Origin of the sequence: Mesoflavibacter sp. (genome assembly GCF_964226795.1) — a bacterium.
Classification (GTDB): domain Bacteria; phylum Bacteroidota; class Bacteroidia; order Flavobacteriales; family Flavobacteriaceae; genus Mesoflavibacter; species Mesoflavibacter zeaxanthinifaciens.
Map to the genome: position 1 here is coordinate 88,094 of NZ_CAXQQP010000005.1, position 16,394 is coordinate 104,487.

The 16,394-nt window shown below is 32.7% G+C and carries 13 protein-coding genes; 6 read left to right on the plus strand and 7 right to left on the minus strand.

The window, feature by feature from the left end:
• Window positions 1-104: 104 nt before the first annotated feature.
• On the plus strand, window positions 105-545 hold the full coding sequence (locus ACEQT4_RS02745; protein WP_027879621.1) for a LexA family transcriptional regulator: 441 nt from the start codon (window positions 105-107) through the stop codon (window positions 543-545).
• A 56-nt stretch (window positions 546-601) separates the two neighbouring features.
• Here the strand turns inward: ACEQT4_RS02745 and ACEQT4_RS02750 are convergent, their stop codons facing one another.
• From ACEQT4_RS02750 to ACEQT4_RS02780, 7 genes are all read right to left on the minus strand, one after another.
• Window positions 602-880 (minus strand): F0F1 ATP synthase subunit epsilon, encoded by a 279-nt coding sequence (locus tag ACEQT4_RS02750; RefSeq protein WP_370225905.1) that lies wholly within the window; start codon window positions 878-880, stop codon window positions 602-604.
• Between the two features lie 74 nt (window positions 881-954).
• The gene (gene atpD / locus ACEQT4_RS02755) at window positions 955-2,463 is read right to left on the minus strand and encodes a F0F1 ATP synthase subunit beta (RefSeq protein ID WP_106677203.1); all 1,509 of its coding nucleotides are present in this window, start codon (window positions 2,461-2,463) and stop codon (window positions 955-957) included.
• Window positions 2,464-2,631: 168 nt separating this feature from the next.
• A complete protein-coding gene (locus tag ACEQT4_RS02760; protein WP_370225907.1) occupies window positions 2,632-4,269 on the minus strand; it encodes a G-D-S-L family lipolytic protein in 1,638 nt (545 codons plus the stop codon).
• A gap of 11 nt (window positions 4,270-4,280) precedes the next feature.
• On the minus strand, window positions 4,281-7,043 hold the full coding sequence (locus tag ACEQT4_RS02765) for a TonB-dependent receptor (RefSeq protein ID WP_370225908.1): 2,763 nt from the start codon (window positions 7,041-7,043) through the stop codon (window positions 4,281-4,283).
• 191 nt (window positions 7,044-7,234) lie between these two features.
• On the minus strand, window positions 7,235-9,082 hold the full coding sequence (gene glmS / locus ACEQT4_RS02770; protein ID WP_027879616.1) for a glutamine--fructose-6-phosphate transaminase (isomerizing): 1,848 nt from the start codon (window positions 9,080-9,082) through the stop codon (window positions 7,235-7,237).
• A gap of 5 nt (window positions 9,083-9,087) precedes the next feature.
• On the minus strand, window positions 9,088-10,716 hold the full coding sequence (locus ACEQT4_RS02775; protein WP_370225909.1) for a DUF4270 domain-containing protein: 1,629 nt from the start codon (window positions 10,714-10,716) through the stop codon (window positions 9,088-9,090).
• A 17-nt stretch (window positions 10,717-10,733) separates the two neighbouring features.
• Entirely contained in the window at window positions 10,734-11,543 is an 810-nt protein-coding gene (locus ACEQT4_RS02780; protein ID WP_370225911.1) for a glycogen/starch synthase, read from the minus strand.
• A 109-nt stretch (window positions 11,544-11,652) separates the two neighbouring features.
• Between ACEQT4_RS02780 and panC the strand changes: the two genes are divergently transcribed.
• From panC to radA, 5 genes are read left to right on the plus strand one after another with little or no spacing between them, the layout of a single operon-like run.
• Window positions 11,653-12,501, plus strand: coding sequence for a pantoate--beta-alanine ligase (gene panC, locus ACEQT4_RS02785; RefSeq protein WP_370225912.1), 849 nt, complete (start codon window positions 11,653-11,655; stop codon window positions 12,499-12,501).
• 13 nt (window positions 12,502-12,514) lie between these two features.
• Complete coding sequence (gene panD / locus ACEQT4_RS02790) at window positions 12,515-12,865, plus strand: aspartate 1-decarboxylase (RefSeq protein WP_027879612.1); 351 nt, start codon at window positions 12,515-12,517, stop codon at window positions 12,863-12,865.
• Complete coding sequence (locus ACEQT4_RS02795) at window positions 12,866-13,822, plus strand: YbhN family protein (protein WP_370225913.1); 957 nt, start codon at window positions 12,866-12,868, stop codon at window positions 13,820-13,822.
• Between the two features lie 35 nt (window positions 13,823-13,857).
• On the plus strand, window positions 13,858-15,003 hold the full coding sequence (locus tag ACEQT4_RS02800) for an alpha/beta hydrolase (RefSeq protein WP_370225915.1): 1,146 nt from the start codon (window positions 13,858-13,860) through the stop codon (window positions 15,001-15,003).
• On the plus strand, window positions 15,003-16,367 hold the full coding sequence (gene radA / locus ACEQT4_RS02805; protein ID WP_370225916.1) for a DNA repair protein RadA: 1,365 nt from the start codon (window positions 15,003-15,005) through the stop codon (window positions 16,365-16,367). Before ACEQT4_RS02800 ends, radA begins: the two co-directional genes overlap by 1 nt.
• Window positions 16,368-16,394: the final 27 nt, after the last annotated feature.

The window sequence follows — 16,394 nt, forward strand, 5'->3', positions numbered from 1 at the left end:
GGCGTTACCCTATTGGGTCGGGCTTTTCGCAGTCGCGCTTTGCAAGGCGCTCCAACAATGCTACAATCCCTAACGCAACTATTTGCTAACAAAAAGACTTAACTATGATCAAGCACAAATCAGGAAGTTTAACCTTTTACATACCAGATGCAACAGCACAATCCGGAGCTCATTTTTTTGATGCAGGTATTTCGGCAGGATTTCCATCGCCAGCAGAAGATTTTAAAGAAGAACGTCTATCATTAGACGAGACGTTAGTAAAAAACAAAGAAGCTACTTTTTATGCACGTGTAAGCGGTCAGTCTATGATAGGTGCCGGATTAGACGATAATGATTTGTTAGTTATAGACCGTAGTTTAGAGCCAGCAAACAATAAAATAGCAGTTTGTTTTTTAGATGGCGAGTTTACAGTAAAACGTCTACGGGTAGAAAAAGAAGAAGTTTGGTTACAACCAGAAAACCCAAATTATCCTATCATTAAGATTACAGAAGATAATAATTTTTTAATTTGGGGTATTGTAACCAACGTTATTAAAAAAGTATAAAACAAAAAACGCGAAGCATTTGCTTCGCGTTTTTTAATTGTAAAAGTAATGTTTTATTAATCTGCTAAAACAATCACTTTGTTATCTTTCATTTCGATTGTACCAGAATTTATTTTTAGTAAAGTAGTGTTTTTATCGCCTTTAGTAAAACGATCTTGAACAGCTTCATCTAACTCTATATTACCAGTAATTTTAACGTTACCTTCTTTTAATATAGAGACAACAGGAGCGTGATTGTTTAACATTTCAAAATCTCCATTTACACCAGGTACAACAACGCTGGTTACTTCTCCGCTAAATAAAGTAGCTTCTGGTGATACAATTTCTAAATACATATTTTTTTTATTGAGTATTGAGTATTGAGTAATTAGAAGTTCTCACTACTAATATCTTATATCTCATTACTAGTTTACGCTTCAGCTAACATTTTTTCTCCAGCTTCTATAGCTTCTTCAATTGTTCCTTTAAGGTTAAACGCTGCTTCTGGTAAGTGATCTAATTCACCATCCATAATCATGTTAAATCCTTTAATAGTATCTTTAATGTCTACTAATACTCCAGGGATACCAGTAAATTGCTCTGCTACGTGGAAAGGTTGAGATAAGAAACGTTGTACACGACGTGCTCTACCTACAGCCATTTTATCTTCTTCAGATAATTCTTCCATACCAAGGATAGCAATAATGTCTTGTAATTCTTTATAACGTTGTAATAACTCTTTAACTCTTTGTGCACAAGCGTAGTGATCGTTTCCTAAGATATCTGCAGTTAAAATTCTTGAAGTAGAATCTAACGGGTCTACCGCAGGATAAATACCTAACTCGGCAATTTTACGAGATAATACTGTAGTTGCATCTAAGTGAGCAAACGTAGTTGCTGGTGCTGGATCCGTTAAATCATCCGCAGGTACGTAAACCGCTTGTACAGATGTAATAGATCCTTTTTTAGTAGATGTAATACGCTCTTGCATTGCACCCATTTCTGTAGCTAATGTTGGTTGGTAACCTACCGCAGAAGGCATACGTCCTAAAAGTGCAGATACCTCAGATCCTGCTTGTGTAAAACGGAAGATGTTATCTACGAAGAAAAGTACGTCTTTTCCTTGTCCATCTCCAGCGCCATCACGGAAGTATTCTGCTATTGTTAAACCAGATAAGGCAACACGCGCACGTGCTCCTGGTGGTTCGTTCATTTGTCCAAAAACGAAAGTTGCTTTAGAGTCTTTCATAGCTGCTTTATCAACTTTTTGAAGATCCCATCCGCCTTCTTCCATAGAATGCATAAAGTCGTCACCATACTTAATAATTCCTGACTCTAACATCTCTCTTAAAAGGTCATTTCCTTCACGAGTTCTTTCTCCAACTCCAGCAAATACTGAAAGTCCACCGTGACCCTTAGCAATGTTATTAATTAACTCCTGGATTAATACAGTTTTACCTACTCCGGCACCACCAAATAATCCAATCTTACCTCCTTTTGCGTAAGGCTCAATTAAGTCAATTACTTTAATACCTGTAAATAAAACTTCAGTAGAAGTAGATAAGTCTTCAAATTTTGGTGCTTGACGGTGAATTGGTAAACCAGCTTCTCCTGCTTTAGGTAAGTCTCCTAAACCATCAATAGCATCTCCAATAACGTTAAATAAACGTCCGTAAACATCACCACCAATTGGCATTTGGATAGGAGCGCCAGTTGCAACAACTTCTGTTCCTCTACTTAAACCATCTGATGAGTCCATAGCGATAGTACGTACAGTATCTTCACCAATGTGAGATTGTACTTCTAGTACTAACTTAGAGCCGTCAGCCTTATTAATTTCTAATGAATCGTAAATTTTTGGTAGTTCAGTACCGGCTCCGAATTCTACATCGATAACTGGACCAACTATTTGTGCAACTTTACCTGTAACTTTTGACATTACTTATCTGTTTAATATTATGGTATTTAATTGAATGAAAACTATTTCTGTTTTCGCGTGCAAAGATAGGTGTTTTTATTTAAAATAAAAGGTCTTTTTTCTTATTTTGAATATAAAAAAACACCTTCTGTATGAAGGTGTTTTATAAATTTAAATTTTACTGCTAATTTAGTTTAATCCAGCAGAATATGTTGTATTGTAGTTACCTATATTTACTAGGTTTCCTGAAGCTTCAAAGTTAGAGCCATATGTAGCATCTATAGCTTTTAAGAATTCGTTTGCAATTAAAGCGTAACCTCTAGAGTTTGGATGAACACCATCTAAAGAAAATGCACCACCAGTAACTAAACTTGCTGTTAATAAATAATCTCCAGAAGAAATACCACCATTAGCTAATTGATTTAATAACGTATTAGCGTCAACAAATGCTAAACCTGCGTTATTAGCAGCGTTTTCTATTGTCGAATTAAATGCAGCAGTAGCAGATGCTATTTCTGATTGTTCTGAAGGAATTAAAACCCATTTGTCATCTAAAGGTTTAGTAATACCTTCAGCAGAGAATTGTCCAGCTAGTGCTGGCGGTAATCCTTGCGCTACTAATCCAGCAGCATAATCCGTGTTAACAGTTCCTATTACACTACTACTTGGTAAAACAAATAAATCTGCAGCTGTTGCTTGTCTTGTTTGACCATAAGTGTTTCCTAAAAGGTTTGCTACTAAAGGAGCTGCTTGAGCAGGAAGCCCAAATTGTGCGATAAAAGCAGGAAATGTTGGACTAGCCATAAGCGCTCCGCTTATTTGAGCAGAAATATCTGTTAAGCTTTCGTCTTTAATAACTACAGGGCTATTCTCTGATTGAGAAAAAACTATAGCTCTTTCAGACTCTCCTAAAGCATCATATATTTGATTAATTGCTCCAAAAATTGAGTTTAACGTTGGTATTTGCGGACCAAAATCAGGATTATCAGGACTTAAAGGGTTGTAAGGTACTGTTGTGAAATGAGGTATTGATGTAACATCTGGAATGTTTGCAATTACACCTTGAGAACCTCCAGAAGTTAAGGTTGTCACTAAAGTGTTATATGCAAAATCAAATGTTGCTTGATCAGTAATAGGGTCATAGTTTTCTGCCATAGTATCACTTTCTCCACCAGATAAAGCATAACCTAAAACATCATTGTTTCCTATCCATAAAGAAAAGAACGTTGGTGATTGTGCCATAGCATCTGCAATAACAGATGTTGTAGGAGAACTTGCCATTCTTACAAAATAAGGATTTGCAGTCGCAGGTGTTGCAAATAAACCGTTTAAATCACCATAACCTGGAGCTAATAGATGAAAACTTTTTGCTCCTGGAACACCCATATTGTTAAATGGTCCAGTTGGATTATTTAAAACAATATCTGTTGTAGTTTGAGCCATAGGGTTTAAGTTTGTAATAGAAGTTGGACCACTACCATCAAACGCTAATCTTGGACCAAAACCAGGAAGTTGACTACCGTTAATTAATAACCCACCAGTATTATCATTTGTTAGTGGTTGGTTAAAGTTACCGCCACCAACTAAAGAGAATTGACCAGATAATATATTAGGCATTGAGTTTTCTTGAGATATTCTATATAAAGCATTGTCTGCAAAACCAGCAGTAAGCGAGTTACCTAAAGAAACGTATGTTGAAAAATTTGCATCTCCAGCTGTTAATTCTGGAAGAGGTCCAGATACATCATCTGAGCTACTATCGTCATCACTACAAGCTGTAAAGCCTAAAGCTGCAGCAAGTATCCATATATATTTTAATTTGTTCATTTTCATAAATTTTATAGGTTATTAATAGTCCAAGATACGTAGTATTGAGATCCAATAAATCCAGTACCAAATGCTGTAAAGTACTCATCTCCTAACAGGTTTGTTGCTCCAGCCTTAAATGTAGATTTTAAACTTGGAACTCTGTAGTTAATCTGCGCATCAATTGTGTGGTATGCAGGTACTTCTCCATCACCAAACGACGCTTCCCAGAAGTAAGCATCACTCCATCTCCAAGCAAGGTTAAATCCAAAGTTTTTAAATAACTCTGTGTTACCAAATGTTGCTTTTACTTTATGTTCTGGAGTATTGAAGTTTGTTCTAAAATCTGGATTATTTTCTTGATCAAAATCTAATTTTGCGTATGTATAGTTAAATCCTAAGTCAAAATCATTTAAGACTTTAGTTGTTACACCTAATGCAGTTCCGTAAGAATTTACGTTAGCATCAGAGTTAGTGTATGTTTGATAAGCTTGATAATCTCCATTTTGAATAGCTAATAAAGATAAAGAGTTATCTCCAACTGTTCCGTAGAAAGGAGCGATTACAGTTTCATTAGCTAAGAAGTCTTTGTAAGAGTTATAGTATGCACTAACGTCTACTATAAACTTATCTAATTTACCTCTGTATCCAACTTCAAAAGAAGTTACTTGTTCTGGTTGAGCAAAGTTAGAATTTGCTACTCTTAAATCTGCAGGGTTTGTTGATTCTGCAAAATCTTGTACAGAGTTAGCTAAGTATGAATTTGTATAAGCACTTTGTCCAGAGAAGTCTATAGTTGCAGAGTTTGTAAAAGCTTGACCTGCAGGACTTACATTGTAAGTGTCTACATATCTTTCTGGGTTATCTAAAGCACCACCAACTAATACTGCTCTTCCTACATCTAAACCAATGTATAAGTCTTGAGTAGTAGGGTTTCTAAATCCTGTTTGAACAGAAGCACGGAAGTTATGATCTTTATTAACTGTAAATCCTAAAGATAATCTAGGAGAAAAGAAACCGTCAAATAATTCTGATTTGTCATAACGAACAGAACCTGTTGCTTTTAATTCTACATTTTCACTTAAGTCGAAGTTTTTTTGGATTTGAGTATAAAAACCAACCTCAGAATAATCAATAGGACCATCATTATCTGTATAAATAGTTCCAAAAGAGTTTAATTTATACTTTCTATAAGATCCGCCTATTTGAATTTCAGCAAAATCAATCATGTCACTAAAATTGTAATTAGCATCTGCATGATAGATTTTTGAATTATCTTGAAATTTAGATCCAGTGCTTAAATCAGGATCTCTTGTAACTTTGTTAAATGCATTTTGAAATTCTGGTGTTCCTGGTAAATATCTTCCTGTATCTGCAGCAGCTCTTGCAGCGTCATGCTTTTGCTGTTCTGACAGACCTAAAGGGTTACCACTTAACTCTATACCTGCAAATGTTGCAATGTAATCTCCAAACCAATCTTCGTCACTCTTCCATGATCTATTAATATTGATTCCTGTAAAAACCATATCGTAAGAATCTCCAGCTTTATCTTCTGTTACATAACCTCTTACAAAGAAGTTTTTATCTCTAATTTCTAATTTATGTTGTTGTAAAAAGAAATTATTGATATTGTATCTATTTGCACCTTGGTAAATAGTGTTACCAGAACCAACTTTTCCTACATAAGCAATTTCAAAATCACTATCTGTAAATGGTCTAAAATATAATCCCCAATCTGCTTTTATACTTTCAGCATTATAGTTAGTTAGATCTCTTTCATTATAACCAGTTCTACTTACTGTTACATCAGGAATAATACCTAAACCTGAAGCAGATCTAATGTTTGCAGATACTTCATCTCCATAAACGTTAATACCATCATAGTCATAGTCTGATCTTGTTAAGCCTCTATTTAATTTATCTTTTTCGTTAGTTGCAGCCCAATCAGTTCCTTTTAAGTAACCAAAGTTAACTTTTACAGCAAATTTATCTGAGAATTTATGAGCCATTCTAATACCTAAATCTGTTAAAGGATTGTCTCCAGCAGCTTCTTGAGATGTTATACCTCTTTTAATATAACCACTAATTCCTTCATGATCAAAAGGGTTTTTACTTCTCATGAATAAGATTCCGTTAAAGGCATTTGCACCGTAAAGAGCAGATGATGCACCAGGTAAAAGCTCTACACTTAGTACATCTGTTTCTGTCATACCTAATAAGTTACCTAACGGGAAGTTTAAGGCAGGAGCTGAATTATCCATACCATCTACTAACTGCATAAATCTAGTGTTAGCAAATGTTGCAAAACCACGTGTGTTAATAGATTTGAATGTTAAACTATTTGTATTAATGTCTACACCCTTAAGGTTTTCTAATCCATCATAAAAATCTACAGAAGCAGTGTTTTTAATTTCTTTTAGACCAAATCGCTCTACCGTTACAGGAGATTCAAAAATACGTTCTGGTGTACGAGACGCAGAAATAACAACTTCATCTAAAGATGTTCCTTCTGTTAAAACGATGTCTACTTTTTGATTGTTAGTGGTAATTTCGGTTGTTTGACTTGTAAAACCAACACTACTTACTTGTATACTAAAAGGTGGTGTTTGGTTTGTGTTTAAAGTAAAATTTCCGTCAAAGTCTGTTACTGTTCCTTCTGAAGTTCCGAGGATAATAACATTAGCACTAGGTATAGGTTGTTTACTTACATCATCTACAACTGTACCTGTTATTGTTGTTTGTGCAAAAGTAATAGCACAAAATAACAACATTGCAATTTTAAGGGTTGTCTTCATTTTTTAGATTTAGTTTAATTATTGTAGCAATATACGTTTTTTAACTAAATCTTAAAAAAAAGTGAAAGAAAATTATGCGTGCATAATAAGTTTTTGCGAAAAAAAATAGCTTCAAAATCTATTATTCGTAAAAATCACCAAGGATTATTGAATATTTTAAGATTTTGAAGCTAGTGTTAACTATTCAGTTTTTATTCTACAGTAACTGATTTTGCTAAGTTTCTTGGTTGATCAACATTTTTACCTAACATCACAGCAATATGATAAGATAAAAGTTGTAATGGTATTGTTGTTAATAAAGGAGTTAAAGATTCGATAGTTTCTGGAACTTCAATGACATGATCTGCCAATTCTTTTACATCTTGGTCACCTTTAGTTACAATTCCTATTATTTTACCTGACCTTGATTTTATCTCTTGGATATTGCTTACTACTTTTTCATAATGCCCTTTTTTTGTTGCAATTACAAATACAGGCATTTGATCATCAATTAATGCAATTGGTCCGTGTTTCATTTCTGCAGCAGGATAACCTTCTGCATGGATGTAAGAAATTTCTTTTAGTTTTAGAGCACCTTCTAAAGCTACTGGAAAATTAAATCCTCTACCTAAGTATAAACAGTTTTTTGCGTCTTTATAAGTTTCTGCTACCATTTTTATATGGTCGTCAGATTTTAAAGCTTCAGCTACTTTATTTGGTATTAATTCTAATTCTACTAAATGTTTTTGAAATTCAGAATTAGATAAATTTCCATTAGATTTAGCTAGTTTTAAAGCTATAAGCGTTAGTACTGTAATTTGAGTTGTAAATGCTTTTGTTGAAGCAACACCAATTTCTGGTCCTGCATGAGTGTAAGCACCTGCGTGTGTTTCTCTAGCTATAGAAGAACCAACAACATTACAGACACCAAAAACAAAAGCTCCTTTTTGTTTAGCTAATTTAATGGCTGCAAGTGTATCTGCAGTTTCACCTGATTGAGAAATTGCTATTACAACATCTTTTTCTGAAATTACTGGATTACGGTATCTAAACTCAGAAGCATATTCTACTTCAACAGGTATTCTTGCTAGGTCTTCAAATATATATTCTGCAACTAATCCAGCATGCCAAGAGGTACCACATGCGACGATAATAATTCTATTAGCGTTTAAGAATTTTTCTAGATTATCATCAATACCAGCCATTTTTATAATACTATCATTGACTCTTAATCTTCCTCTGTAGGTGTCTTTTATAGCATTAGGTTGTTCATGAATTTCTTTAAGCATGAAATGTTCATAACCACCTTTTTCTATTTGTTCTAAATTTATTTTTAATTCTTGAATGTAAGGGTCTACTAAAGAATCGTTTTTGATTTTTCTTATTTTAACTCCTTTTTTAAGTCTTACAATAGCCATTTCTTCATCTTCTAAATAAATAGCTTTTTTAGTGTATTCTAAAAAAGGTGATGCATCACTTGCTATAAAAAACTCTTCTTCTCCAACACCTATAGCTAATGGACTTCCTAATTTAGCTACGACTATTTCGTCTGGTTTATTTTTGTCAAAAACAGCAATAGCATATGCTCCTACAACTTGGTTTAGTGCAATTTGTACTGCTTTTCCTAATTTAACTTTTTCGTTTTTCTTAACGTCTTCAATTAGGTTTATTAAAACTTCGGTATCTGTATCTGATTTGAAAGTGTAACCACGTTTGATTAACTCTTTTTTTATAGATTCATAGTTTTCAATAATTCCATTATGAATTATTACTAAATCACCAGAGTTAGAATAATGTGGATGAGAATTTACATCGTTTGGTACACCATGAGTAGCCCAACGTGTATGACCTATTCCTACAGAACCATCTTTTGAGATTTCTGTTTTAACTTTTTCTTCTAAATCAGCAACTTTACCTTTTGTTTTTGATAACTTTAGTTCTGATCCATCGTATAGAGCTATACCGGCACTATCGTAACCTCTATATTCTAGTCTTTTTAAGCCTTCCATTACTATAGGATAAGCTTCTTTTTTTCCTATGTAGCCTACAATTCCACACATAATTTTTAGTTTTCGGTTTCTGTGTAATAAATTTCAAAAGTTGCTCTGTTTTCTTCAGGAACAGATTCTTTACTACCATAAAGTACAGTACCTTTAGGAGAGATAGTTGAACTTGAAGGAACAAAATTAATCATATCTTCTTCAGTTGTGTTTATTATTCTTGAAGTGGATATGTTGTTTACGTTAGTTGAAACAAATATTCCTAAATCTAAATTTGTCGAGTCGCTTATAAGAATATTTTTAACATGCTCTGTTAATCTAAATTTGTATCTAATTCCATTTTCATCTTCGTCTCTTTCTAAACGTGGCGCATAAATAATTTTTGAGTTTATTGGGCTTAAAAAGTTGCTCGAAGCATCAAAATAATAATCTATGATAGGTACATTGTTTTTTAAATCATAAAGTATTACTCTTTCTGATTCAACATCATTAGAACTACTTTGGTTATTAACAAGATCTTGATTTACGTAAAAAATTAAGTCTGCTTCGTTAATTAACCATTTTTCATTTTTTTCTTTAAAATATTCTAGAGCAGGAACATCACTTCCAGATTCATCTTGAACTGTACCTTCAAATAATTTAATGACAGAAAAGTTTCCATTCATTCCTTTTAAATACAAATTGTCATCACCTAAAGTTGCGTCACCATCTGTAGGCGTGGTATATAAATTATTAAAGTTGTTAGCTTTAATTCCTGTAAAGTCTAAAGTGTATTGGCCTGTTAATAATTCTTCTTGATCAACATCATCTTCATCGTAATAGGTATATTCTAAAGTTATATTAGCATTGGCATCACCTAAGTTAAGCATAGCTATACTACCGTCTCCAGTATTGTCTTCTACTTTAAAAATTAGTCCTCTAAAGTAATTGTAAAAACTACTGTTGTTTGAAAGTTCTTCGCTGTCTTGATAAGGAAAAAATAAATTTTCCCAATCGCTTAGATTAATGATGTTTGCGTTGCTGTCATTAAAAAGATCTACATAAATTCCAGGAGCTAAAACCTCTGTTTCATCATCTTCATTGGTAACACTGTGAGTAGAATTACTAATTGAAAAATCGTTGTTTTCATAAAGTAACTCTAGTGTTTGAGAGTTTACATCTATAGTTTCAAATATGTTTGAGTAATAAAGCTGTTGGTCTTCAAAATCTGAAGCAGGGTCTAAGTCTCTTAACAGGTAATTGCTTCTGTAAATAGAAAGTTTAAATGTTGCGGATTGATTACCAAAAACAGAATCTAATGTGTATGTGGAAACTCCATCATCATCTGTACTTTCTATTTCAGAATAATATGGTATGTAAAGTTTTACAGATTGAAGTGTTGGATTTACACCAAAATCTGGGGATAAGTTTGTTGGTAAAACTTGAGTTATAATACTTGCTTCTGTAGCTCCGTAAGGTTGCATATCGTCATGATATACACCTAATAGATTGTTTGGTAATCCGTTAGTTTGAATTGGGTTACTTTTTTTAGTATAAGAAACAAAAGGGAAAACTTTACGATTGGTTTCAAAGTTTTGTACGCCTCTTATATCGCTATCAACATTTAAGTAATCTCTGTCGCAACCTACAGTGACTAAAGCGATTAAACCTAATATAGCTAGTGGTTGAAAGGCTTTACTTATATATTTTTTCATTAATTTTTATGCTTTTATTAGCTTAAAACGTCATTATTGTAAAAATTAGTGTAAGCTTCACTAAATTCATCTTTCGGTTGGTAATCTAAGACAGGTTTTTTAGAATCTTTTAAATGTTTTGTTAAATCTTCAGGAATATCTTCAGAACCAACTATTAAAGCGTCAGATTGGTCTATTGCAACCTTCATTAGGTTTGAGTATGAAGGATTTTCTAAAACCTTAATCTGATCTTCTTCTATACCATCAAATTTTATTTTATTAATTAGATCTTTATTTAACGTCTCGTCAAAGCTTTGACTGTAAACAGATGTTACAATTTTACTTTGATTAAACAAAGGTTCATCTTTATAAAACTGTTTTAAGTATAATGGCAATAAAGATGCTAGCCAACCATGTACATGAATAATATCTGGTGACCAATTTAATTTTTTTACAGTTTCAATTACTCCTTTTGCAAAGAAAATAGCGCGTTCGTCATTATCTTCAAAAAGGTTACCGTTTTCATCTGTAAATGTTGCTTTTCTTTTAAAGTATTCGTCATTATCGATAAAATATACCTGAATTCTTTCTTTAGGTATAGATGCAACTTTAATAATTAAAGGCATATCTAAATCGTTAATAACAAGGTTTATTCCAGATAAGCGTATTACTTCATGTAATTGGTGTCTTCTTTCATTTATATTGCCATATCTAGGCATAAAAATTCTTATTTGCCCTCCTTGTTGATTCACCATTCTAGGTGTTTCAAACGACATTGACGAAATTTCAGTTTCTGGTAAATAAGGCACCACTTCAGATGATACATATAATATCCTCTTATCTTTCATAAATTATTAGCTTTTTAGAATTAAAATTAAAAAACACGCAAAAGTACAAAATTTTATGCAGATTGCCACTAAAAGATTAAGTTTGCATGCGTTAATTAAATAATAAACAATGATTGTTTTTAGAAAAAAAGACGAACTTAATGCTAAGATTTCTTCTTTAAAGGAAGAAATTACGACCGTTGGATTTGTACCAACTATGGGTGCATTACATCAAGGTCATTTAAGTTTAGTTGAAGAGGCTTTAGCTAATAATAATCTGGTTGTAGTCAGTATTTTTGTAAATCCAACACAATTTGATAACTCTGAAGATTTAAAAAAATATCCACGAAATTTACAACAAGACGTTGACTTGTTGAATACTTTATCTGACAAAATTATTGTTTATGCACCAACGGTAGAGGATATTTATGAAGGTGAAACTAAATCTAAAAAATTTAATTTTGATGGATTAGAACATCAAATGGAAGGTAAATTTAGAGACGGTCATTTTGATGGCGTAGGAACAATTGTAAAACTTTTGTTTGATATTGTAAAGCCTAATAATGCTTATTTTGGAGAAAAAGACTTTCAGCAATTAGCAATTATAAAAAAGCTAGTTTCAAAATATAATATACCTGTTAATATTGTAGGTTGTAAAATTAAACGAGACGCTAATGGTTTAGCGTTAAGTTCTCGTAACACAAGATTAAAACCAGAGCATAAGGTAGTAGCGCCTTTTATTTATAAGACATTAAAAGCTGCCAAAGAAAAGTTTGGCACAAAAAGTGCTAATAAAGTTGTAGAATGGGTTGAAAATCAGTTTGCTAATCACGAATTGTTAGAGTTGGAATATTTTACCATAGCAGACGAAGCAACCCTAAAAACAGTAAAACGTAAATCTAAAAACAAGCAATACAGAGCTTTTATTGCAGTATATGCAGGAAAAATTCGGCTAATTGACAATATAGCTTTAAATTAATTATCTTTGTCCCATGCAAATTCAAGTAGTAAAATCAAAAATTCATCGTGTAAAAGTAACAGGTGCAGACCTAAATTATATTGGAAGTATAACCATTGATGAAGATTTAATGGATGCAGCCAATATTATTCAAGGCGAAAAAGTGCAGATTGTAAATAATAATAATGGCGCACGATTAGAGACCTATGCAATACCAGGTCCACGTAATTCTGGTGAAATAACCTTAAACGGAGCAGCAGCAAGATTAGTATCTCCAGGAGATGTGTTAATTTTAATCACTTATGCTTTTATGGATATTGAAGAAGCTAAGGTATTTAAACCATCATTAGTATTTCCTGATGAAGCAACAAATCTTCTAAAATAGATGTCTAAAAGACCGATAATACAAGTTTTAAAAATAGTGCTCCCAATTTTATTGGGAGTTTTTTTAATCTGGTATTCTTTATCTAAAATATCAATCTCTGGCTTATTAGAATATTTTAAAAATGCCAATTATCTTTATATCTTTTTAGGTGTTATTTTTGGTTTATTAAGTCATTTATCAAGAGCTTACCGTTGGTTGTTTATGTTAGAGCCAATGGGTTATAAAGTAAAAATGGGTAATAGTATAATGGCAGTTTTTGCTGCTTATTTAATAAATTACACTATACCACGAGCAGGCGAAGTGGCAAGAGCAACCGTCTTAACAAATTACGAAGGTGTGCCTTTTCAAAAAGGTTTTGGGACTATTGTTGCAGAGCGTGTTGCAGACTTTATAGTCATGCTATTAATAATAGGAGTTACGCTAATACTTCAATTTGAATTCATCTTTAATTTTTTTGCAGAAAAATTCAATCCAATCAAGCTTATAATTGCCTTTTCAATTTTATTGATTTTAGGATTTCTTTCAATAATTTATATCAAAAAGAGTAGTTCAAAAATAGCTATCAAAATTAAAAATTTTGCCAATGGTTTAATAGAAGGTGCGTTAAGTGTCTTTAAAATGAAAAAAAAGTGGGCTTTTATCTTCCATACATTCTTTATTTGGGCAATGTATATTTCAATGTTTTATATAACCACATTTGCTATAAAGGATCTGGGTAATGTATCTATTGGAGCTGTTTTAATAGGGTTTATTTTAGCTACTTTTAGTATAGCAGCAACAAATGGAGGTATTGGATCATACCCAGAAGCAATTGTAATAGCTTTTACATTATTTGGTTTACCTGAAGATCCAAGTCGTGCATTTGGGTGGATTATGTGGACATCCCAAACCTTATTAATATTTGTTTTAGGAGGACTATCTTTATTGTATCTTCCTTTTTTTAACCGAAACAAATAATTTGTACATTGCACTAAACTTAATCTATTAACCTTATGAAACGTTTTTTATTACTGCTAATAACGTTAGTTTTAAGCAATACGCTAACATCCCAAACCATTTATAAAGAAATAAACTCTGAAAAGTTAGGCGAATCTCGTCAACTAAAAATTCAAGTACCACGTAACTACGATACTTCAGATAAAAAATATCCGGTAGTTGTCGTTTTTGACGGAGATTATTTATTCGAAATCGTAGCAGGAAACGTAGATTATGCAGCCTATTGGGAAGATATGCCAGAAGCAATCGTAGTAGGAATAAATCAATATCAAAAACGTGAAGCAGATTGTTTTTACAGCGAGCAAAACTCGCTACCAATAGAGACTGGTGCTGCTTTTTTTGAGTTTGTAAGTATGGAGCTTATTCCGTTTATAGATAAAAATTTCCGTACAGAAAATTTTAAAGTAGCAGTTGGACATGGGCAAACAGCAAACTTTATTAATTACTATTTATTAAAAGGAGTTCCTTTATTTCAAGCATATATTAGTTTAAGTCCAAGTTTGGCGCCAGATATGAAAACATATCTAACAGAGAAAATGCCAAAATTAGAACAAAAAATATTCTATTATTTAGCAGCAGCAAACAATGATAAGGGTAACATTAAAGAAGAAACAGAAGCGTTAGCAAAAAGTATTTCTTCAATAGAAAATGATAATCTTTTAGATCATTCTGAAGTTTTTACAGACGCGACACATTATTCTTTACCTGCGCAGGCTATCCCAAAAGCTTTACAAAAAATATTCTTAGTATTTCAACCAATAAGTTTAAAAGAATACAAAGAAACTGTTCTAAATCTTGAAGGAAATCCGGTTGATTATTTAAAAGAAAAATATGAAACTATAGAAACGCTTTTCGGTATAAAAAAACCAATTTTAATTAACGATTTTAAAGCAATCGAAGCTGCGATTAAGAAAAAAGAAAAGTACGAATACTTTGAAGATTTAGGTAATTTAGCTCGTAAAGAATACCCAGATACCTTACTTGGACATTATTATCTTGGTCGTTTTTACGAAGAAACGGGTAAGTCTAAAAAAGCAATGAAAACATATCAATCTGCATATGTTTTACAAGAAATAGGAGGTATTACAAAAGATTTAGTTTTAGAATTAGCAGAACAAATTAAAGCAGATTTTGGGTATTAATGGCAAAAGTAAAAACAACGTTTTTTTGTCAAAATTGTGGCACACAATTTTCTAAATGGCAAGGTCAATGTACATCTTGTAAAGAGTGGAATACCATTGTAGAAGAAGTGGTGCAAAAGCCTGAAAAAAACGATTGGAAAACATCAACATCCAACACTTCAAAAAGAGTTTCAAAGCCTTTAAAGCTAAAAGAAATTGATTCGTCTCAAGATCTAAGATTAGATACTAATGATGCCGAATTTAACCGTGTTTTAGGTGGTGGGATTGTGCCTGGCTCTTTAACGCTTTTAGGAGGAGAACCTGGTATTGGTAAGAGTACATTGCTGCTTCAAGTGTCCTTAAAATTACCTTACAAAACGTTGTATATTTCAGGTGAAGAAAGCCAGAAACAAATAAAAATGAGAGCAGAACGTATTAATCCAAATAACGAAACCTGCTACATTTTAACCGAAACCAAAACACAAAATATCTTTAAGCAAATTGAAGCAATTGAGCCTGATATAGTTATTGTAGATTCCATTCAAACATTGCATAGTGATTATATTGAAAGTTCTAGCGGAAGCATTTCGCAAATTAAAGAATGTACTACAGAGCTAATCAAGTTTGCTAAAGAAACTAATACACCAGTAATCTTAATTGGGCATATTACAAAAGATGGTCACATTGCAGGACCTAAAATACTAGAACATATGGTAGATACTGTACTTCAGTTTGAAGGCGATCGTAATCATGTATTCAGGATTTTAAGAGCAAACAAAAACCGTTTTGGATCTACAAACGAGCTAGGTATATATGAAATGCAAGGATCTGGTTTAAGAGAAGTGTCTAACCCAAGCGAAATTTTAATTTCTCAAAAAGACGAAGCTTTATCAGGTAATGCAGTTGCTGCAACTTTAGAAGGTATGCGTCCTTTAATGATAGAAGTACAAGCGCTGGTAAGTACAGCTGTGTATGGTACGCCACAACGAAGTGCTACAGGTTTTAATGCCAAACGTTTAAATATGTTATTGGCAGTTTTAGAAAAGCGTGCAGGATTTAGATTAGGCGCTAAAGATGTTTTTTTAAATATAACTGGTGGCATTAATGTTGATGATCCAGCAATAGATTTAGCAGTAGTAGCTGCCATTTTATCTTCAAATGAAGACGAGCCACTTCAAACCGATTTTTGTTTTGCTGCAGAAGTTGGTCTGTCTGGAGAAATTAGACCAGTACAACGCGTAGAGCAACGTATTCAAGAAGCTGAAAAGCTAGGTTTTTCAACCATTTTTGTGTCTAAATTTAATAAAATAACGATTAAGCCTAAAGGTATTAAGATTCAGTTGGTTACAAAAATAGAAGACGTCTTGTCGGTTATTTTTACATAATAAAACTACTTGTCGGAATTTTCTACA